The following is a 20590-nucleotide window of genomic DNA, read 5'->3' on the forward strand; positions in this document are numbered from 1 at the left end:
CCGTCTCACCCCCGGGTGCCCGGTGGACGGCGAAGAACCCGCGAGCTGCTTGCCGGGGACGGCAAAGAACCCGGCGCCGAGAAGTCCCCCGTGACTTCTCGGCGCCGGGCGTTCCCCCGTGTTCCCCCGTCCCCAGGGGTGGCTACTCGGTCGCGATCGCGTTCAGGACGTTCATCCGGCCCGCCCGGAACGCCGGGACGAGGGCGGCGAACAGGCCCACGAAGGCCGAGCCGACGAAGACCCCGATGATCGTCGGCCAGGGGATGTCCAGGACCTTCAGGCCCTCCAGGGCGAGGAGCTTCTGGGCGGTGGCGCCCCAGCCCATGCCCAGACCCAGCCCCAGCAGTGCGCCGAAGAGGGCGATCACCACCGACTCCATGCGGATCATCCGCCGCAGCTGGCGCCGCGAGAGGCCGATCGCCCGCATGAGGCCGATCTCCCGGGTCCGCTCGACCACCGAGAGCGCCAGAGTGTTCACGACACCCAGGATGGCGACGATGATCGCGAGGGCCAGCAGGCCGTAGATCATGTTCAGGAGCTGGCCGATCTGGTCCTTGAACGCCTCCTTGTAGTCGGTCTGGTCGCGCACGGTGTACTGCGGGTACTCGTGCAGCGCCGACTTCAGGGACTTGTACGCGGCGTCCTGCTGCCCGTCCTCGGCGTTGGCGAAGACCAACTGGTCGAGCGGCATCTTGTCGGCCGGCACGTACTTGGCGAGCGTGGCGATCGAGATGTACTTCGAGCCGGCGTCGATGACGACGTCGCTGCTGGTGATCGCCCGGACCGTCAGCTCGGCGGTCGCGCCGTCCTTGAAGGCGACCTTGATCTTCGAGCCCAGGTGGATGCCGTGCGCCTTGGCGAACTTCTCGTGCACGGACATCGAGTCGGGCTTGTAGGCGTCGGCGAGCTCGCCCGCCACCGTCTTGGTCTGCAGGTCGGTCGCGTACGTCGGGTCGGCCGCCGTGATGTCGGTGTCCTTGAGCGTCTTGCCGTCGGGGGTCGTGTAGTCGGCCTCCGTCGTCCTGTACTCGGTGACGTGCGCCAGGCCCGGGGTGTCCTTCACGGCCCTGACCGCGGCCGGGGTGACCAGCTGCCCGCTGTCGGACTGGATGATGAAGTCGGTGCCGACCGTCTTGTCGAGCTCGTCCGTCGCCGAGGCGACCATGGACGAGCCGACGACCGCCAGACAGGCGACCAGCGCGAGGCCGATCATCAGGGCGGCGCCCGTGGCACCGGTACGGCGCGAGTTGCGCAGGGCGTTGCGCTCGGCCAGGCGGCCGATCGGGCCGAACATCCTGAGGACGATCGCGCCCAGGACGCGCACCACGACGCCCGCGAGGAGCGGGCCGATCACGACGAAGCCGATCAGGGAGAACACCACGCCGAGGCCCAGCCAGGCGGAGCCCTCCTTGGCCTTGTCGGCGGTGGCGGCCAGGTAGAGCAGGCCCGCACCGGCGCCGGTCAGCACCGTGCCCAGCAGGGCCCGTACGCGGCCCGCCTTGGCGTCGGCCGGGGCGCCCGCGTCGCGCAGGGCGGCCATCGGGGAGACCTTGCCGGCGCGGCGGGCCGGCAGCCAGGCGGCGAGGACGGTGACGACCACGCCGAGGAGCAGGCCGACCACCGGGGTCGTCCAGGCGATGGTCAGGTCGCTGGTCGACAGGTGGATGCCCAGGGAGCCCATGAGCTTCATCAGACCGACCGCGAGCCCGACGCCCGCGCCGACCCCGAGCACCGATCCGAACACGCCCAGGAGGAGCGCCTCGACCAGCACGGACCGGTTGACCTGTCCGCGGGAGGAGCCGACGGCCCGCATCAGCCCGATCTCCCTCGTCCGCTGCGCGACCAGCATCGAGAAGGTGTTGATGATCAGGAAGATGCCGACGAGGAAGGCGATCCCGGCGAAGCCGAGCATCGCGTACTTCATGACGTTCATGAAGCCCTCGACGTCCTTCTGGTTGGCGTCGGCGGTCTCCTTGGCCGTCTGCACCTTGTAAGAGCCGCCGAGTTCGGCGGCGACGTTCTTCTTGAGCTGGTCGTCGGTGACCCCGGACGCGGCCGTGACGTTGACGTTCGTGAACACGTTCGACTCACCGACGAGCGTCTTCTGGGCGGTCCTGGTGTCCAGGTAGAAGATCGCCGCACCGGGGTTGGTGACCTCGAACTCGGCGACGCCGGAGATCTTCGCGGTGTGCGTGCCGACCGCGCTGATCACGCCGATCTCGTCACCGAGCTTCAGGTGGTGCTTGTCGACGGTGTCCTTGTCGACCATGACCTGGCCGGAGTTCTTCGGCGCCGCACCGGAGGTGATCTTCATGGTGCGGGCGTCGTTGCGGTTCCAGTTGCCGACGATGGTCGGGCCGCCGCCGGACGGCGAGAGGCTGTCCTTGTCGGCGTCCACGACGGTCACCGAGGTCGAGAAGACGGTCCCCTCCGCCGTCTGCACGCCCTGCGCCTGGCGCACCTTGCCGAGCACGGAGGCCGGCATGACCGGCGGCTTGCCGTTGTCCGAGGTGGTCTCGCCGCTGTCGGAGGCGCCCTTGGCGCTCACCGTCACGTCCGAGGAGGTGGCCGCGAAGAGCTTGTCGAAGGTGGTGTTCATCGTGTCGGTGAACACCAGCGTCCCGCAGACGAAGGCGACCGACAGCAGGACCGCCACAGCCGACAGGGCCATGCGTCCCTTGTGCGCGAAGAAGTTGCGCATGGAGGTCTTCATGACGGTCATGACGTGCGCCCCCGGGCGTCGAAGTCCTTCATGCGGTCCAGGACGGCCTCCGCGGTCGGCTTGTGCATCTCGTCGACGATCCGGCCGTCGGCGAGGTACAGCACACGGTCCGCGTACGAGGCGGCCACCGGGTCGTGCGTGACCATGACGATGGTCTGCCCGAGCTCGTCGACGGAGCGGCGCAGGAAGCCCAGTACCTCGGCGCCCGCGCGCGAGTCGAGGTTTCCGGTCGGCTCGTCACCGAAGATGATCTCGGGACGCGCGGCCAGGGCGCGGGCCACGGCGACGCGCTGCTGCTGTCCGCCGGAGAGCTGGGTGGGCCGGTGCTTGAGCCGGTCCGAGAGCCCCACGGTGTCGACGACCCGCGCGAGCCACTGCTTGTCCGGCTTGCGCCCGGCGATGTCCATGGGCAGCGTGATGTTCTCGAGCGCGTTGAGCGTCGGCAGCAGGTTGAAGGCCTGGAAGATGAACCCGACGCGGTCCCGGCGCAGTTGGGTGAGCTTCTTGTCCTTCAGACCGGTGATCTCGGTGTCGTCGAGGTGGATCTGACCGCTCGTCACGGTGTCGAGACCGGCGAGGCAGTGCATGAGGGTGGACTTGCCGGACCCCGAGGGGCCCATGATCGCGGTGAACTGTCCGCGAGCGATGTCCACGTCCACCTGGTCCAGGGCGACGACCCGGGTCTCCCCGGACCCGTACGCCTTGACGACCTGCCGCGCCCGCGCGGCAACGGCCGTACGCCCTCCAGTGCCCCCGTGCCTGGTGATGGTTACAGCCGATGTCACGGTAAGTCTCCTATATCGGTCAGCAAATGAGCCGCCGGGGCCGCCCGGCGTTCGGTACGTACTGGTGCCTGCTTGGGTACGGCGTTCAGTCTGGTGCCGTGCGGCGGTGCGGCGCCCTGGTGCTCAGCACCCTCTTCTACGGGGGAAAACCCCACCCCCGCCGATCCGGTCGCCCCTCCCCCACCGCTCCCCAGCGGCGTAAAGCCAGGTTAAGGACGGACCATGGCCCTTCTCCTCCTCCGGCGGTACGAACCCTCCCCCAGCCGTAGTGCGGAGGTACCCCTAGGGGCAGTCCACCGCCAGGTGGACGCGATCTAGGGGTCGGCTCCACCCTCGGCCGCACCGAGACTGCACCCTGCCGCCACGTGAGGGGCAAGTGGGAGAGTGGTCGCCGGCAGATAGATGCAGGGGGAAGGAATCCGCGTGGACGACACGAAGCCGGCGATACGGGAGCCCGCGCGGCACGTCTCCACGAACCGGCGCGGGGCCGTCGTGGCCGCCCTGATGCTCGCGATGGCGCTCGCGGCCCTGGACGCCACCATCGTCTCCACGGCGGTCCCGCAGATCGTCGGCGACCTGGGCGGTTTCTCGGTCTTCTCCTGGCTGTTCTCCGGCTATCTGCTGGCCGTGACGGTGACGCTGCCGGTGTACGGCAAGCTGTCCGACACCTTCGGGCGCAAGCCGGTGCTGATCGCGGGCTCGGCGCTGTTCCTGCTCGGCTCGCTGCTGTGCGCGGTGGCGTGGAACATGGGGGCGCTGATCGCGTTCCGGATCGTGCAGGGGCTCGGCGGCGGGGCCCTGCAGGGCACGGTCCAGACGCTCGCCGCCGATCTCTACCCGCTGGAGCAGCGCCCGAAGATCCAGGCCAAGCTGTCCACGGTGTGGGCGGTGGCGGCGGTAGCGGGGCCGGGGATCGGCGGGGTGCTCGCGGCGTACGCGGACTGGCGGTGGATCTTCCTGGTGAACCTGCCGATCGGCGCGGTCGCGCTGTGGCTGGTCGCCCGTCACCTGCACGAGCCGCAGCGCTCCTTGCGCGGAACGACGGCCACGCGTACGCGTGTCGACTGGGCGGGCGCGCTCGCGGTGTTCGCGTGCGGCGGTGTGCTGCTGACGGCGCTCGTGCAGGGCGGGGTGGCCTGGCCGTGGCTGTCGTGGCCGTCGCTGGGCCTGTTCGGCACGGGACTCGCCCTGGTGGCCGCCGTGGTCCTGATCGAACGCCGGGCGGCCGAGCCGATCATCCCCGGCTGGGTCTGGCGCCGCCGCACGATCGCCGCGGTGAACCTGGCCCTGGGCGCCCTGGGACTCCTCATGGTGGCCCCCACGGTCTTCCTGCCGACGTACGCCCAGTCGGTGCTCGGCCTCGCCCCGGTCGCCGCCGGATTCGTGCTGTCCGTATGGACGTTGAGCTGGCCGGTGTCGGCGGCCCTGAGCCAGCACGTCTACCGGCGCATCGGCTTCCGCAACACGGCGATGCTGGGCATCGGTACGGCCGCCCTGATCCTGTTCGCCTTCCCCTTCCTCCCCTACCCGGGCGCGGCCTGGCAACCGACCCTGCTGATGCTGCTCCTGGGCGGTGCGCTGGGCCTGTTCCAACTCCCCCTGATCGTCGGGGTCCAGTCGACGGTCGGCTGGGCGGAACGCGGCACGACGACGGCCTCCGTCCTCTTCTGCCGCCAGACCGGCCAGACGGTGGGCGCGGCGGTCTTCGGCGCGGTCGCGAACGGCGTCCTGGCGAGTCGCCTGGGCGGCGCGAGCGACCTCGACTCCATCACGCGCGCGTTGGACGCCGGCACGGCCCCGGAGGCCACCCGCGCGGCCATCGCGGACGCGGTGCACGCGGTCTACGTGGGCGCGGGATGCGCGGCGGCCCTGGCGTTCGCGGTGCTGCTGGTGCTGGCGCCGCGGCGGTTCCCGGTGCTCGAGGAGCAGTGAGCGAGCCGTCCATGCGCCCGGTGTAAGGGACCGAGCACGCTCCGGTGAGACCAAAAGTCTGAGTTAACGGGGGTAACACCGCAGGTCAGAGAAGTAAGCGCATACCGACCGATCAGTTTGTCGAAAGGGCTGTACAACTCCGGACCGCCGAGTAACGTGCGGGGCTCCGCTCCCCCGTCCACCCCCCAACTCCCTGCGGTCCGCCGCGCCGGACCCGAGCCTCGCAAGGAGCACCGGGTGTCTTACGACCCGTCACAGCCGTACCCCACCTATCCCTGGCAGCCCCCCGCCCCGCCGCCCCAACCGGCCCGGCACCGCCCCAGCCACCGCGATCCGCTCGGCCACCACAGCGACCTGCGGATCCTGCGCAGCGCCTACCGCTGGCAGCGGCGCACCGCCACGCTCACCGCGCTCGGTTACTTCACGCTCTTCCTGGTGCTGTCCGCGTACGCGCCGTCCTTCATGGCGAGCAGCGTCACCGACGGACTGCCCACAGGACTGCTCCTCGCCCTGCTCCAACTGCCCGTCACCTGGCTGGCGATCGCCGTCTACGAGCACACCGCGCGCCGCTACGTCGACCCGCTCGCGGACCGCATCCGCAAGCAGTCCGAGGTGGACGCCCGGCGAGGGGCGGCGGCGCGATGACCGGCTTCAGCGACTCCGCCCAGGCGATGAGCCTGGTGGCGTTCTCCGCCGTCGCCACCATCACCCTCCTGCTGTGCGTGATGACCGGCCCGGACCGCGACGACCTCGACGAGTTCTACACCGGCTACAACTCCCTGTCCGCCCTGCGCAACGGCCTCGCCATCGCGGGCGACTACATCTCCGCCGCGACCGTCCTCGGCACGGGCGGCGTCATCGCGCTCTGCGGCTACGACGGCATCGTCCTCGCGCTGAGCACGGTCCTGTCGCTGATGCTGCTGATGTTCCTGCTGGCCGAACCCCTGCGCAACGCGGGCCGGTTCACCATGGGCGACGCGCTCGCACGCCGGATGCCGGGACGTGCGGTACGTGTCGCCGCGTGCGTGGTCACCCTCGCCGCACTGCTGCCGCTGATGCTGGTGCAGCTCGCCGGCGCGGGCCAACTGCTGGCGTTCCTCCTCGGGTTCTCCGGCGACTCGCTGAAGACCGGCTTCATCATCGGCCTCGGCATCCTGATGATCAGCTACGCGGCCATCGGCGGCATGAAGGGCACCGCCCTCATCCAGATCCTGAAGATCGTCATGCTCCTCGGCTCGGGCGCCGTGATCGCCGTACTCGTCATGCACCGGTTCGACTGGAACCCCGCGGCGCTGTTCGACACGGCGGCCCGGCAGAGCGGGGTGGGGCCGGACTACCTGCGCTCGGGGCTGGAGTTCGCGGGCGGGCCGTATCCGCGCCTCGACATGATCACCTCGCAGCTCGCGGTCGTCATCGGCGGGGCGTGTCTGCCGCACGTCACCATGCGCATGTACACCGCGTCCAGCGCCCGTCAGGTGCGCCGTTCGATGTCGTGGGCGGTGTCGTCGGTGGCCGTGTTCGTCCTGGTCATCACGGTTGTCGGGGTCGGGGCGACGGCGATGATCGGGCGGGCGGTGATCGCGGAGGCGGATCCGCAGGGGAACACGGCGTATCTGTTGGGCTCGCGGGCGGTGTTCGGGCCCGAGGTGTCGACCGGAGAGACGTTTCTCTTCACGACGGTCACCACGGCGCTCTTCCTCACCCTGCTCGCGTCCGTCGCCGGCATGATCCTCGCCTGCGCCAACTCCCTGGCGCACGACGTGTTCGCGGCGCGGGCGCGGTCGATGCCGGCGCACCGGGAGATCCTGCTGGCCCGGGTGTCGGCGCTGGCGGTCGGTGTCCCCACGATCTTCCTCGCGACGCTGATCCAGCACCGCAGTCTGCAGCCGCTGGTGATCCTGTCCTTCTGCGTCGGCGCGTCCGCGCTGGCGCCGGCGCTCGTGTACAGCCTGTTCTGGCGGCGCTACACGCGAACGGGGCTGCTGTGCACGCTGATCGGCGGCACGGTGACGGTGCTCCTGCTGATGCCGGGCACGAATCTCGTCTCCGGGTCACCTGTGTCCGCGTTCCCCGAGGCCGACTTCAACTGGCTGCCGTTCACGACGACGGGGCTGGTGTCGATTCCGGCGGGGTTCTTGTTCGGATGGCTGGGGACGGTCGCCTCCGGGCGGCGGAAGGCGGAGGAGCAGCGGCGGCAGTACGAGGCGGTGGAGGGGTGGATCTTGGCGGGGGCTGTGCGGAGGGGGTGAGTCGGGGGGCGTTGAGTGTCGGGTGCGGGTCGGTGGGGGCTTGGCGCGCAGTTCCCCGCGCCCCTGGGTGGGTGCGGGTGAACGGTGTCGGGTCTGCGCCGCTGGGCGGGTGGCCTGCCCGGCCCGGCCGCCCCAACTGGCTCGGCTGGCCCGGCTGCGGGTCGGTGGGGGCTGGTCGCGCAGTTCCCCGCGCCCCTGGGTGGGTGCGGGTGGCTGGCGTCGGGGCTGCGCTGTCGGTGCTGGGTGGGTGCGGGTGGCCGGTGTCTGGACTGCGCTGTCGGTCCTGGGTGGGTGCGGGTGGCCGGTGTTGGGACTGCGCTGTCGGCTGACCGGTCCGGTCGGGCCGGCGTCGCACGCTGTTACTCCGTTGCCGCTCTCCCCGTGAGGGCCGTCAGGCTGCTGCGTACGTGGTCCATCTGTGCCTGCATCTCGTCCCAGCGCTCCGCGTGCTTCCGCAGTACCCGTTCCGTCTCGTCGGCGATCCGCTCCTCCTGGGCCCGCGCCTCCGCGAGGATCTCCGCCGCACGCGCGCGTGCGTCCTCCTCGCGCCGGCCCAGCGATGCCTCCGCCTCCGCGAACTCCCGCCGCGCGTCCGACAGAGCCGCCTCCGCCCGCGCCACCCGTTCGGAGTCCCGCGCGTCCGCCTCGGCCATCCGTTTCTCCTCGGCCCGCTCCACCTCGGCCCACCGCTCCGCCTGCTCCTTGGCCTGCTCGGCGAGCATCGCGATGGTGCGCTGGCGTACGTCGCGCAACGCGGCGAGCGCCTCCCCGCGCCCCTGTTTCACCTCACGCCGGGCGGTGACACGGATCTCGTCGGCCTCGGCGCGCGCGACGAGCAGCCGCTGACGAGCGCGTTCGTCGGCCTCGGCGCGCACGGCATCGGCGTGCGCCTGTGCGGCACCCAGTAGACCGTCGGCGTGCGCCCGCGCCTCGTCCGTGAGGCGCTGCGCCTCCTGCCGCCCTCTCTCCCGAACGGCCGCGGCCTCCTCCTGCCCCAGCTCGAAGAGGTGCCGCGCCCCCTCGCCGAGGGCCTCGTACGCCTGCGGGACCAGCGTCGCCACGACCTCCCGCATCCGCACCGCCTCGGCCTCCATCTCCCGGGCGAGCACGGTGAGCCGGGCGGCCCGTTCCCAGGCGGCGTCGCGGTCCCGGGACAGGGCGGCGGCGTACGCGTCCACCTGTTCGGGGCGGTAGCCGCGCCCCCGTACGGCCACGAACCCCGGGGGCGACACCGGTGCGCTGCTCATCCTGGAACCCCTCTCCACCGACCACGCAAACGGACGCGAAATGATGATTTCGCGCACATCTTGATGTATCGGACGGAAATGTTCATAACGCGACACTCCGCAGAAAGGCTCCGGAGGGGCACGAGGTCGACACGGGGTCGTCGCGTCATCGGATGCGCGCACAAATCGGATGCGCGCACAAAAGGGCCGGACCCGGTCACACGACCGGGTCCGGCCCTCCACGCGCGTGGCTCAGCGGCGGCCGGGCGTCACAGCAGCCCGTCCCACATCTGTTCGAGCAACACCGACCACCAGCTCTCCGGCGAACCCAGCGCCGCCGGATCGAGCGAGGCCAGCTGGGCCTGGAAGTCGACGGTCCAGCGGCCCGCCTGCTCCTGGTTCAGGCCGAAGCGAAGGCGCCACATCCGGCCGAGCAGTGCCAGACAGCGCTGGAACTCGGGCAGGCCCGTGTTCACGAACTGCGGCGGTACCGGCGCACCACCCGGCCCGGACTCCACGGGCACGGCGACGATGTTGGCCGTGCCGTACTGCACACAGATCGCCTTGCCGAAGTCGCTGCCCATGACGAGGTACGAGCCCGCGTCGGAGGCCGGCCGCACCCCGCGCTCGGCCGCCAGCTCGGCCAGCGTCGGCACCGGCCGCCCCGGCTGGGCCTGTGCCCAGAAGAACGGGCCCATGTCCAGCGGCAGCCCCGCCACGACCAGCGAGTGCGCGACGACCGGCGGCACGCCCTGGCGGTCCACCGCGACCTGCTCGAACCGGAAGATCCCCGGCCCGAAAGCCCCGGCCAGCTCCTGCGCCACACCCTCCGGCGGGATCGGCGGCGCGGCCTGCACGGGCGGCAACGGCGCACGCACCGGCGCGGGACGGGCGGGGCCGTCCGCCACCTGGTGCAACTCCCCCTGATGGGCCAGCAGTTGCTGCATGCCCTGCTGACGGCTCGCGTGATCCGTGCCGTACGGGGCGATGCTCGCGATCCGCGCCTGCGGCCACTGTTCGCGGATCATCCGCGCGCAGTACGCCCCCGGCAGCTCGCAGGACTCCAACTCGGTGTGCAGCTCCAGCACTTGGTCCGGGGGGACGTTCATGCCGCGCAGCTCGTGGAAGATCTGCCACTCCGGGTGCGGCGTCCCCGGCGCCGACCGCCGGATCAACTGCTGCTCCGACCCGTCCTGCGCACGGTACCGAAGGACGGCCTGGTACCCGGGCCCGACGGTGGGCTGCGACTGCTGGGGGTAGCCGTAGGCCGGCGGCGGAGCGGGGGCGGGGTGCACGGGAGCGGGGTGGCCCGGTGTGGGCTGTCCGGCTGCGGGGTGCCCCGGCATCGGCCCGCCCGGCGGAGGCATCGGGCCCGGGGACGGTACGGCACCCGGAGGCGGGGGCGGCATCGCGCCGGGCGGCATCGGCTGCGGAGCACCCGGAGCGGCGCCGGGGATACCGGGAGCGCCCGGGGCACCGGGAGAGCCGGGGGCCTGCGGCGGCGGAGGCACGCCGGGGCCGCCGCTCACCGGAGGTGCGGACAGCACGGTTTCCGCGTGATGCACGGCTCCGGGTACGTTCCGCGGAATCCCGGGGTCGCCAGGAGGGTGCGGCGCACCGGGGGCACCGGGCGCTTGCGGTGCGCCCGGGACACCGGGGGACCGACGACCGGCGGGTTCACCCGGAGCGCTCGGGAACTGTGCCGCACCGTGAGCGCCAGGAGCCTGAGGCCCGCCCGGCCCACCGGACGGCTGCGGAGCACCCGGGAACCCGTAACCGCCCGGCGCACCCGCAGTGGGAGCACCAGGGGCCGACGGCGCCCCCGACCCCGAAGGCCCCTCGACACCCGGCGCCGACACGAACTGGGTGGGCACATACCCGCCCCCCGGCGCACCGGGAGGGGGCGGCGTGGGCGAGTTCCCCGGCTGTGCACCGGGCACCCCGGGGGGACCCGGCGGAGGCGGCGGGGTCGGTCCCCCGGCCTGCGCCCCCCGCGAGGGAGGTGCCAACTTGCTGGTGGCGACATCGGCGATGTCCCCGGCACTCGGCGCGGGCCCCGGAGCACCGGGAGCGCCAGGCACACCCTGCGGCTGAGACGCCCCCGCACCCCCACCAGCCCCCTGCGGGTAGCCGTACGCAGACGGCACCCCGGACGACGACCGACCGCCCCCGGAAATCCGCGCAGTCCTGGAGTCCAAGCCCTCCAAGCCCTCCGACCCCTCGGAGTCCTCCGAGACCTCAGAGATCTCCGACCCCTCCAAGACCGCCGAAGCCTCTTCCCCCGTACCGCGACCACCGCCACCGACCCCGCCCCCGTCACCGCTCACCGGCGCCGAGAACACCGTCTCCGGCAACGCCACCGAGAGATCCTCGCCCCCGTTGGTGTCGGTCCCGGTCCACGGCCTCGCCTCGGCAGGCACCCCCGGCGCGGCGCCCGAACCGGCACCCGCTCCCCCGGGCCCGCCGATCCCCAACTTGTCCGCCGCGTCCTGCAACCACTCCGGCGGCGAGAGAAGGAACGACGTCTGATTCAGATCGACCCGGGACGCCGCGGACGCGGCCCCCGCGTCCCCGTCGCCACCCCCGGCCTCCCGCCCGTACTCCTCCTCGTACCGGCGAATCACCTCGCCCACCGGCAGCGAGGGCCACAGCGTGGCGTCCCCGCTGTCCCGGGCGATCACCAGCCGCTGCGCGCCCCCGTCCGAACGGGGCCCCTCCGCCCGGTCCTCGGCCCACACCACGAACCCGAGGTCGAACTCCCGCACCCGCACCTCACGGTGCTGGTACGACGGCACATCCCCGTTGATCCACTCTTCCGCGCGCTCCTGCGCCTGCGCGAACGTCACCATCGCTGAAGCTCACTCCCCCGACACGGAAGAAGACACGGGAACGGAACGGGCGAACCCGCCGTCCACCATCAGGTTCGCCACCGTCTCCAACTCCGGCGGATTACCGGCCAGTCGGGACAGGAACACGTCGAAGTCCGCGCCGCAGGGCAGCAGCAGACGTTCCACGCGCTCGGCCGGCGGCATCGAAGGGTCGACGTCGCGCGCGTCGTCGTAGGCGCAGAACCAGACCGATCCGATGCCCTCGCCCTTCACCTTCACGGCCAGCAGACCGCCCTGGACGAAGCCGACACCGAGGTAGTCCTTCGTCAGGTGGTCCCGCAGGCACTTGTTGACGTACACGAGGTCGTTGACCGCCGCCTCGTCGCGGACCGTGAAGAACGGCTGGTCGACCAGGAGCCCCAGCTCCGCGTCCAGGGCGGTGCCCACCGGGGCCGATCCGCCCGCCGCCTTCAGGAAGGAGCGGTACGCGCCCGGCAGCCGGTAGCCGAGATCCTCCTCGACCCCCTGCACCTGTGACTCCGTCACGGCGACGGCCGACTTCGGCAGACCGAAGTGCGCCGGCCGCGTCTCCTGCAACGGCCGCGTCCCCCGCTTGTTCTGGTCGACACGCGTCGTCGCGATCCCCCCGTGATGCCGCAGCAGCGCCTTCACCTCGACGGGGACCAGCTCGAGCCGCCGCGAACCCACCACGTGATGCCACGTCCAGCCGTGCGGCGTCGCCACCGCCGGCACCGTGTCCCACAGGTCGTGACCGGTCGCGGCGAGCGCCGCGTTCGCCGAGACGTAGTCCGTCAGCCGCAACTCGTCGACCCCGAAGCCCTCCGGCGGCTCGGCGATCTCCGCGGCGGCACGCGCGTAGGGCGAGAAGTCGGGGTAGCCATGCTCGTCCACCCGTACCCCTCTCGGGTGACGCGCGGCCCGGACCGGATCCGGAAAGTGCACGACCTGCCCGGCATAGGCCGCGTTCGGCGGCGCGGCTTGTTGCCCGAGCCGACCTGTCGTCATGGCGAAAGCCCCCTGCGGCGCTCTGGTACGACCCGCGGCGACCCTGGGCAAATGCAGGGCCGCCACGCGCCGTATCGACTGTCTCGTCCGTCTCCACGCGTCAACCGCGCGCATCGCGGCGACCACTTGGATCGCGGTGCCGACAGCCTATGCGGTACGACGACACCGGTCACCGGGCACCGGCCAGGCCCCCTCCGCTTCCGTGACCAGCCGTCACCCCACCGTGACAGCCCGCCCGAACCCGGGCGTGTCGCACGCCCCAGCTTCCCCGCGAGCCACGCCATTTGGCAGTCTGTGACCTCCGGGGGGATGCTCGGGAGGGGATGACGATCATGAACACGACGCAGACGGGACCGGACACAGGACCGCACACGCCCACGACGACCGGCGCGAACGGCGGCCCGCACGCCGGCGCCCACGGCGATCCCCGCATCGGCTGGAGCAGCGCCGAAAGACCCCAGGCGCCCGTGCTCCGCCACCGCCGCGACGGCATACTGCCCACGGTCGCCGCCGCCCTCTCCGTGCGCGGCACCACCCTCACCTCCACCGCAGCCCGCGGCGACCAGGCCCCACCGCTGCACCCGCTCGTCCAGGACTTCCTCGACACCCTCGGCAGCGACCGGCGCGACCGCTTCACCGGCCGCTGCGCCGAGACCATGCTCATATCCCGGCACATCGCCGCCGCCGACGCCGCCCGCAGCAAGCGCGCCGCCCGCAAGCCGATGACCAACGGCGAGGCCCGCCGCGCCCTCAAGCAGGCCAAACTCACCGCCCGCCGCATCCGCGAGGACGGCGACCCGCTGCACGGCAGCTTCGCCACCCCCTGCCGCGCCTGCACCGCCCTGAGCGCCCACTTCGGCGTACGCATCGTCGACCCGACGACGAACGGCGGCTGACACCCCCCACCGGCACGACCCGTACCACCCGTACGACGGCGCCCCACGCACCCCGGCGCCCACCCATGACCTCGACGAACGCGAAGGGCAGATGCACCCCGACCGCACCGGTACCACCCGCTTCCCCGTCCCCGTCGACGCCGCTCTGCGCGCCGCCGGCTGGCAGCCCGGACGTTGGGACATAAAGCAGGCCGAGATCTGGGCCGACGCCCTGCGCGAGCACACCTCACCGGCCGGACACCGGCACGCCGTGTTCCCGGCCGCCGTCGAGGCCTGGGCCGAGTTCGGCGGACTGCACCTGACCCCCGCCGGCCCCGGCCGCCAGGTCGCCCCCGCCCACCTCCACCTCGACCCCCTGCACGGCCTCCACATGGCCCGCACCCTCGCCGACCTCGGCCGCGCCCTCGACACCGAGGTCTGCCCCGTCGGCGCCGAGACCGACACCCAGGCCCTCCTCGCCATCGACACCGAGGGCCGCGTCTACGCCCTCGACCACACCGGCGACTGGTACCTCGGCCCCGACATCGACCAGGCCCTGACCGGCCTCGTCTCCGGCATCGAACCGGCCCGTCTCGTCGCGGGCTGACGCAAGGGGCGCGGGCTGACGCGAGGCGCCTACGCCGCCGGAATCACCGCCGACACCCGGAAACCCCCCGCCTCCGTCGGCCCCGACACGAACACCCCGCCCAGCGCGGAGACCCGCTCCTTCATCCCCACCAGGCCGTTGCCCCCCGACGGCAGCCGGGCCGACGCGAGCGACGGCACCTCCGGCGGCGGTTCGTTCTCCACCTGCATCGCGATCTCCGACACCCGGTGCGCCAGCCGTACGTGCGTCTTCGCACCCGCGGCGTGCTTGTGGACGTTGGTCAACGCCTCCTGCACCACGCGGAACGCCGTCTGCTCGATCTGCGCGGCGTACGACCGCACATCGCCCTCCACGGACAGATCCACGGCCATCCCCGCCGCGGCCGACTGCCCGATCAGCGTCTCCAGATCGTCCAGGCACGGCCCGTCGGCCTCGTCCACGACCCGGGAGGCCGCCGCGGCCGCCGCCACGCCCACCGCGACGAGCGGCACCGCCGCCCGCTCCTGGCGCCCGAACCCGTCCCCGCTGCGCAGCACCCCGAGCATCTCCCGCAGCTCGGTGAGCGCCTGCCGCCCCATGTCCCCCACCAGCGCGGCGTTCCTGACGGCCTTCTCGGGGTCCTTGCGGGCGACGGCCTGAAGCGCGGCCGCGTGCACCACCATCAGGCTCACCCGGTGCGCGACGACGTCGTGCATCTCGCGGGCGATACGGGTCCGCTCCTCGCCCCGCGCCCACTCGGCCCGCTCCTCGGCCCGCTCGGCCAGCAGCTGCAGCTCCCGCTCCAGGTCGTCGGCCCGCTCCCGCAGGCTCTCCATGAGCCGGCGCCGGGCCCCGACGTACAGCCCGAGCAGCAGCGGCGGGGCGGTCATGCCGATCGCGGTGGTGATCGAGGCGAAGGGGACGAACCAGTCCCCCAGGTCCAGTTCGTCGTGGGCCATGTCCTGCCGCACCCGCACGAACATCACGATCAGCATCCCGACGAGGGACATCCCCGCCAGCGAGCCGATGATCCGGCGCGGCAGCTCGGACGCGGCGAGCGTGTACAGGCCGACGATGCCCATGAGGTAGCCCATCTGGGCGGGCGTGATGGCGATGCTCACCAGCACGACGGCGATCGGCCACTTGCGCCGGACGACCAGCACCGACCCCGCCAGCACCCCGAACACGATCCCCGCGGCCATCGGGATCCCCGCGTCCTCGGCGAACCGGATCCCCTCGAACGCACACTCCACCGCGGACGCGGACGCCAGGCCCACGTCCAGCACCGCACTACGCCACCGTGCCCACCACCACGGCCCCGTCTGAGCCGCGGTGGTGTCTTCCCCCGTCGTGGTCATGCCTCCAGCCTACGTTCGGCGCCCGCAGGTTTTCCGGTGCATTTCGACGACTGGCCTACACCACCTTGAGTGACCGATCGACCACGAAACCGCCCGAGCGCGTCGATCTACACCGTCGCGTCGAGGGCTGGTGGTACGGCATAGTAGGAGCCGCCACTCGGCAGCCTGACCAGATGTCCGGTTTAGCCGAAGTTGTTCCCCCGTGGTGTAATTGGCAGCACTGTGGCTTTTGGTGCCATCTGTCCGGGTTCGAGTCCTGGCGGGGGAGCCGCATCTTCTTCGCACCCTGTTCGGGCCCTGACAGCACTGTCGGGGCCCACTCTCATGTCCCCCCGGAAACGCCCCGGTATCCTGCGGATGTCACCCCACCCCCTCCACAGCCGAAGGGCATCCCGTGAGCGCCATTCGCCCGGCAGCCGTCGTTGTTCTCGCAGCGGGTGAGGGCACCCGTATGAAGTCGGCCACACCCAAGGTCCTGCATGAGCTGTGCGGACGGTCCCTCGTGGGTCATGTGCTCGCCGCCGCCCGTGAGTTGGACCCCGAGAACCTCGTCGTGGTCGTGGGGCACGCCCGGGAGAAGGTCACCGCCCACCTCGCCGGCACCGACGCCGACGTGCGCACGGCCGTGCAGGCGCAGCAGAACGGCACCGGGCACGCCGTACGGATGGCGTTGGAGGAGCTCGGCGGCCGCGTCGAGGGGACCGTCGTCGTCGTGTGCGGGGACACCCCCCTGCTGACCGGCGAGACCCTCAACGCCCTTGCCGCCACGCACTCCGCGGACGGGAACGCGGTCACCGTGCTGAGCGCCGAGGTGCCGGACGCGACGGGGTACGGGCGGATCGTGCGGGACGAGACCACCGGTGCCGTGACCGAGATCGTCGAGCACAAGGACGCCTCCGAGACGCAGCGGGCCATCCGGGAGATCAACTCCGGAGTCTTCGCCTTCGACGGGCAGTTGCTCGCGGACGCGCTGGGCAAGGTGCGGACCGACAACTCCCAGGGCGAGGAGTACCTGACGGACGTGCTCGGCATTCTGCGCGAGGCCGGGCACCGCGTCGGTGCGTGTGTCGCCGCCGATCACCATGAGATCGCCGGGATCAACAACCGGGTGCAGCTCTCCGAGGCACGGCGGATCCTCAACGACCGGCTGCTGACCCGCGCCATGCTCTCCGGGGTCACCGTCATCGACCCGGCCACCACCTGGGTCGACGTCACCGTCACCTTCGGGCAGGACGCCGTCGTCCACCCGGGCACGCAGCTGCACGGCTCGACGCATGTGGGTGAGGGCGCCGAGGTGGGCCCCAACAGCCGGCTGAAGGACACCGTCGTCGAAGCCGGCGCCCGGGTCGACACCACGGTCTCCGACAGCGCCCACATCGGCGCCGGCGCGAGCGTCGGGCCGTACGCCTATCTCCGTCCCGGCACCCGGCTGGGCGCGAAAGGCAAGATCGGGACGTACGTCGAGACGAAGAACGCCTCCATCGGGGAGGGGACGAAGGTCCCGCATCTCTCCTATGTCGGGGACGCGACGATCGGTGAGTACACGAACATCGGTGCCGCGAGCGTGTTCGTGAACTACGACGGTCAGGACAAGCACCACACGACCGTCGGGTCGCACTGCCGTACGGGTTCGGACAACATGTTTGTGGCGCCTGTCACGGTCGGGGACGGCGCGTACACCGCCGCGGGGTCGGTGATCACGAAGGATGTGCCGCCCGGTTCGCTGGCCGTGGCCCGTGGCCAGCAGCGGAATATCGAGGGCTGGGTGGCCCGCAAGCGTCCGGGGAGCGCGGCGGCGCAGGCCGCCGAGGCGGCTTCCCGGGAGGGCTCGAGCGAGGACTGACCGGAAACACGTGCGCCGAAGTCGTCGTACCGTGATAACTGCACACCCAGTTGAAACACCTCTGAGGAGACAGCTGTGACCGGGATCAAGACGACCGGCGAGAAGAAGATGATGTTCTTCTCCGGCCGCGCCCACCCCGAGCTTGCCGAGGAGGTCGCCCAGCAGTTGGGTGTCGGGGTCGTCCCGACCAAGGCCTTCGACTTCGCGAACGGCGAGATCTACGTCCGTTACCAGGAGTCGGCGCGTGGCGCGGACTGCTTCGTGATCCAGAGCCACACGGCTCCGATCAACCAGTGGATCATGGAGCAGCTGATCATGATCGACGCGCTGAAGCGTGCGTCGGCCCGCTCCATCACGGTCATCGTGCCGTTCTACGGTTACGCGCGGCAGGACAAGAAGCACCGTGGCCGTGAACCGATCTCGGCGCGGCTGATCGCGGACCTGATGAAGACGGCGGGTGCGGACCGCCTCCTCACCGTCGATCTGCACACGGACCAGATCCAGGGCTTCTTCGACGGTCCGGTGGACCACCTGTTCGCGCTTCCGCTGCTGGCGGACTACGTGGGCCGCAAGGTCGACCGGAACAAGCTGACGGTCGTGTCCCCGGACGCGGGCCGGGTGCGGGTCGCGGACCGCTGGTGCGACCGGCTGGGTGCGCCGCTGGCGATCGTGCACAAGCGGCGCGACAAGGACGTGGCGAACCAGGTGACGGTCCACGAGGTCGTGGGCGAGGTCAAGGGTCGGGTGTGTGTCCTGGTCGACGACATGATCGACACGGGTGGCACCATCTGCGCCGCCGCGGACGCGCTGTTCGCGCACGGCGCGGAGGACGTCATCGTGACGGCCACCCACGGTGTGCTGTCCGGTCCGGCCGCGGACCGGCTGAAGAACTCCCGGGTGGGCGAGTTCGTGTTCACCAACACCCTGCCGACGCCGGGTGAGCTGGGTGCGGACCTGGACAAGCTGACGGTGCTGTCGATCGCGCCGACGATCGCGAGCGCGGTGCGTGAGGTGTTCGAGGACGGGTCCGTGACCAGCCTGTTCGACGAGCAGTAAGGGTTCTGCAGAAGATCGTTTTGGTGACGGCCTCCCCCTCCGAGTAAGCTGCTGAAGTTGCTCGGCGAGGGAGGCCGTACCTGTTCGCGCAGGTGCCGGCGGTCCGTTATCGACGCGCTCTTCGTAGCAGGCCGATTGTTTGGCCGGGTGACCCCTTCCCCAACTGTTCTACGAGGAGTGACCATGGCCGACGTCAAGCTCACCGCTGAGACCCGCACCGAGTTCGGCAAGGGTGCCGCCCGCCGTATCCGCCGTGACAGCAAGGTTCCCGCCGTGGTCTACGGTCACGGTGCCGAGCCGGTGCACATCACGCTGCCGGGCCACGAGCTTCAGCTCGCCCTGCGTACCCCGAACGTCCTGCTCACCCTGGACATCGAGGGCAAGACCCAGCTGGCGATCCCGAAGGCCGTGCAGCGCGACGCCATCAAGGGCTTCCTCGAGCACGTCGACCTGCTCCTGGTGAACCGCGGCGAGAAGGTCAACGTCGAGGTCTACGTCCACACCGAGGGCGAGCTGGCGCCGGGCGCCTACCTGCTGGAGCACGTGCTCAGCACGCTGAACGTCGAGGCCGAGGCCACGCACATCCCGGAGTCGGTCACCGTCTCCATCGCGGGCCTGGAGGCCGGTGACTCCATCCTCGCCAAGGACATCCCGCTGCCCGAGGGCACCACGCTGCTGACGGACGAGGACGCGGTCGTCCTCCAGATCCTGGCCGCCCAGGCCGAGGAGGCCCCGGCGGAGGGCGAGTCCGAGTCCACCGAGGCCTGATCCTCGCCGCGATACCGGCTGTCGGCCGCCGCTCCCTTCGGGGGCGGCGGTCGGCGCGTATCACGGAGGCCGGACAGCACGGAGACCACGTATCAAGGAGACATGGACGTGACGACCGACGCCAACGGGCCCTGGCTCATCGTGGGACTGGGCAATCCGGGACCCGAGTACGCGGGCCATCGGCACAACGTGGGCTTCATGGTGGCCGATCTGCTGGCCGAGCGGGTCGGGGGCCGGTTCAAGCGGGCCGGGAAAGCGCAGGCGCAGGTCGTGGAGGGGCGGATCGGTCCGCCCGGCCCCGCGAACCGGCGGGTGATTCTGGCGAAGCCGATGTCCTTCATGAATGTGTCCGGCGGTCCGGTGAACGCGCTCAAGGACTTCTACAAGGTGCCGGTCGCCAACATCGTGGCGATCCACGACGAGCTGGACATCGGCTACGGCACCCTGCGGCTGAAGCTGGGCGGCGGGGACAACGGTCACAACGGGCTGAAGTCGATGACGAAGGCGTTCGGGTCGGAGTACCACCGGGTGCGGTTCGGGATCGGGCGCCCGCCGGGCCGTATGGAGGTCGCGGACTTCGTGCTGAAGGACTTCTCGTCGAGCGAGCGCAAGGAGCTCGGCTACTTCGTGGACCGCGCGGCCGACGCGGTGGAGGCTCTGGTGATCGAGGGGCTCGAGCGGGCGCAGAGCACGTACAACTCCTAGCCCGAATTGACTTGCGTAATCCCATGGCCAATGATCCCGGCCATGCCTGCCCTCGCCGCCTCCGCCCGCCGGACCTCGACCGCCGCACTGCGGTTCGGGCGGTTCGCGTCGATGGGCACCCTCGCGCTGGTGATCCTGATCGCCGGGGTGTGGGCGTCCTGGGGCAGCGCCCAGTACGTGATGCTCACCAAGGGCCGTGAGCAGGGCAGGGTCAAGGTGACGCGGTGTGCCGAGGATGCCTGCACGGGCCCGTACACCCCGTTGTCCCACGGGTCGCGGGCACGGGCGCGGGCCGTCATCGAGAACACCGTGGCCGTGCGCAAGGGGCAGACCTACCCGGTCGTGGTCAAGCCCGGCACCGATGAGCTCGTACGGTCCGGACCGGCCGGCGTGCTCTATTCCTGGGTGCCGATGGGCGGGGCGCTGTTGCTCGCGTCGGTGGTCGTGGCGGGCGGGTTGCGCCGGACCCGGCTCGCGTGGGTGCTGGCGGGGTCGGGATTCGCGCTGCTCACGGCGGCTTTCGTGACCGTCTGACGGCTTTCGCCGTTCTCTGCTTCTGTGGAGAACCTGAGTGTTCTCTGTTCGTGATTGACCAGAGGTCAGTCCGCGCTGGAAGCTGAGCCGCCCCCTC

16 protein-coding genes and 1 tRNA gene are annotated in these 20590 nt (G+C 71.3%); 11 read left to right on the forward strand and 6 right to left on the reverse strand.

Going from position 1 to position 20590, the window contains the following annotated elements:
* Nucleotides 1-142: 142 nt before the first annotated feature.
* Both ACGFWE_RS29855 and ACGFWE_RS29860 read right to left on the reverse strand, forming a co-directional pair.
* Nucleotides 143-2722 (reverse strand): ABC transporter permease, encoded by a 2580-nt coding sequence (locus tag ACGFWE_RS29855; protein ID WP_393602923.1) that lies wholly within the window; start codon nt 2720-2722, stop codon nt 143-145.
* Nucleotides 2719-3507 (reverse strand): ABC transporter ATP-binding protein, encoded by a 789-nt coding sequence (locus tag ACGFWE_RS29860; RefSeq protein ID WP_352388284.1) that lies wholly within the window; start codon nt 3505-3507, stop codon nt 2719-2721. Before ACGFWE_RS29860 ends, ACGFWE_RS29855 begins: the two co-directional genes overlap by 4 nt.
* A gap of 423 nt (nt 3508-3930) precedes the next feature.
* Here ACGFWE_RS29860 and ACGFWE_RS29865 point away from each other — a divergent pair, with 423 nt between their 5' ends.
* From ACGFWE_RS29865 to ACGFWE_RS29875, 3 genes are all read left to right on the forward strand, one after another.
* Complete coding sequence (locus ACGFWE_RS29865) at nt 3931-5439, forward strand: MFS transporter (RefSeq protein WP_393602925.1); 1509 nt, start codon at nt 3931-3933, stop codon at nt 5437-5439.
* 237 nt (nt 5440-5676) lie between these two features.
* Nucleotides 5677-6084: a DUF485 domain-containing protein gene (locus tag ACGFWE_RS29870; RefSeq protein WP_393602927.1), complete on the forward strand. Its 408-nt coding sequence runs from the start codon at nt 5677-5679 to the stop codon at nt 6082-6084.
* Nucleotides 6081-7688, forward strand: coding sequence for a cation acetate symporter (locus ACGFWE_RS29875; RefSeq protein WP_352388290.1), 1608 nt, complete (start codon nt 6081-6083; stop codon nt 7686-7688). The genes ACGFWE_RS29870 and ACGFWE_RS29875 overlap by 4 nt, the downstream gene beginning before the upstream one ends.
* A gap of 359 nt (nt 7689-8047) precedes the next feature.
* Here ACGFWE_RS29875 and ACGFWE_RS29880 read toward each other — a convergent pair whose 3' ends face one another.
* From ACGFWE_RS29880 to ACGFWE_RS29890, 3 genes are all read right to left on the reverse strand, one after another.
* Entirely contained in the window at nt 8048-8935 is an 888-nt protein-coding gene (locus ACGFWE_RS29880) for a cellulose-binding protein (protein WP_393602929.1), read from the reverse strand.
* A gap of 248 nt (nt 8936-9183) precedes the next feature.
* Nucleotides 9184-11763 (reverse strand): SUKH-4 family immunity protein, encoded by a 2580-nt coding sequence (locus ACGFWE_RS29885; protein WP_393602931.1) that lies wholly within the window; start codon nt 11761-11763, stop codon nt 9184-9186.
* Between the two features lie 9 nt (nt 11764-11772).
* Nucleotides 11773-12768 (reverse strand): SMI1/KNR4 family protein, encoded by a 996-nt coding sequence (locus ACGFWE_RS29890; protein WP_352388296.1) that lies wholly within the window; start codon nt 12766-12768, stop codon nt 11773-11775.
* 323 nt (nt 12769-13091) lie between these two features.
* Between ACGFWE_RS29890 and ACGFWE_RS29895 the strand changes: the two genes are divergently transcribed.
* Together ACGFWE_RS29895 and ACGFWE_RS29900 are read left to right on the forward strand one after the other, a co-directional pair.
* Nucleotides 13092-13664: a YwqJ-related putative deaminase gene (locus ACGFWE_RS29895; RefSeq protein ID WP_393602933.1), complete on the forward strand. Its 573-nt coding sequence runs from the start codon at nt 13092-13094 to the stop codon at nt 13662-13664.
* A 91-nt stretch (nt 13665-13755) separates the two neighbouring features.
* Nucleotides 13756-14250 carry an SUKH-3 domain-containing protein gene (locus tag ACGFWE_RS29900; protein ID WP_352388300.1) on the forward strand — a complete coding sequence of 165 codons (495 nt, stop codon included), beginning with the start codon at nt 13756-13758 and terminating at the stop codon, nt 14248-14250.
* A gap of 29 nt (nt 14251-14279) precedes the next feature.
* Here the strand turns inward: ACGFWE_RS29900 and ACGFWE_RS29905 are convergent, their stop codons facing one another.
* On the reverse strand, nt 14280-15587 hold the full coding sequence (locus tag ACGFWE_RS29905; protein ID WP_352388302.1) for a histidine kinase: 1308 nt from the start codon (nt 15585-15587) through the stop codon (nt 14280-14282).
* A gap of 196 nt (nt 15588-15783) precedes the next feature.
* Between ACGFWE_RS29905 and ACGFWE_RS29910 the strand changes: the two genes are divergently transcribed.
* The 6 genes from ACGFWE_RS29910 to ACGFWE_RS29935 all read left to right on the forward strand — a co-directional run bounded on the left by ACGFWE_RS29910 (nt 15784) and on the right by ACGFWE_RS29935 (nt 20493).
* Nucleotides 15784-15855, forward strand: a tRNA-Gln gene (locus tag ACGFWE_RS29910).
* Between the two features lie 126 nt (nt 15856-15981).
* Nucleotides 15982-17430 carry a bifunctional UDP-N-acetylglucosamine diphosphorylase/glucosamine-1-phosphate N-acetyltransferase GlmU gene (glmU, locus tag ACGFWE_RS29915; protein WP_393602935.1) on the forward strand — a complete coding sequence of 483 codons (1449 nt, stop codon included), beginning with the start codon at nt 15982-15984 and terminating at the stop codon, nt 17428-17430.
* 75 nt (nt 17431-17505) lie between these two features.
* Nucleotides 17506-18486 carry a ribose-phosphate diphosphokinase gene (locus ACGFWE_RS29920; protein ID WP_352388306.1) on the forward strand — a complete coding sequence of 327 codons (981 nt, stop codon included), beginning with the start codon at nt 17506-17508 and terminating at the stop codon, nt 18484-18486.
* Nucleotides 18487-18669: 183 nt separating this feature from the next.
* Nucleotides 18670-19254 (forward strand): 50S ribosomal protein L25/general stress protein Ctc, encoded by a 585-nt coding sequence (locus tag ACGFWE_RS29925; protein ID WP_352388308.1) that lies wholly within the window; start codon nt 18670-18672, stop codon nt 19252-19254.
* Between the two features lie 102 nt (nt 19255-19356).
* On the forward strand, nt 19357-19959 hold the full coding sequence (gene pth / locus ACGFWE_RS29930) for an aminoacyl-tRNA hydrolase (protein WP_352388310.1): 603 nt from the start codon (nt 19357-19359) through the stop codon (nt 19957-19959).
* Nucleotides 19960-19989: 30 nt separating this feature from the next.
* Nucleotides 19990-20493, forward strand: coding sequence for a hypothetical protein (locus tag ACGFWE_RS29935; RefSeq protein ID WP_352388312.1), 504 nt, complete (start codon nt 19990-19992; stop codon nt 20491-20493).
* Nucleotides 20494-20590 lie beyond the last annotated feature (97 nt).

Source organism: Streptomyces sp. NPDC048523 (assembly GCF_043199815.1).
Taxonomy (GTDB): Bacteria; Actinomycetota; Actinomycetes; order Streptomycetales; family Streptomycetaceae; genus Streptomyces.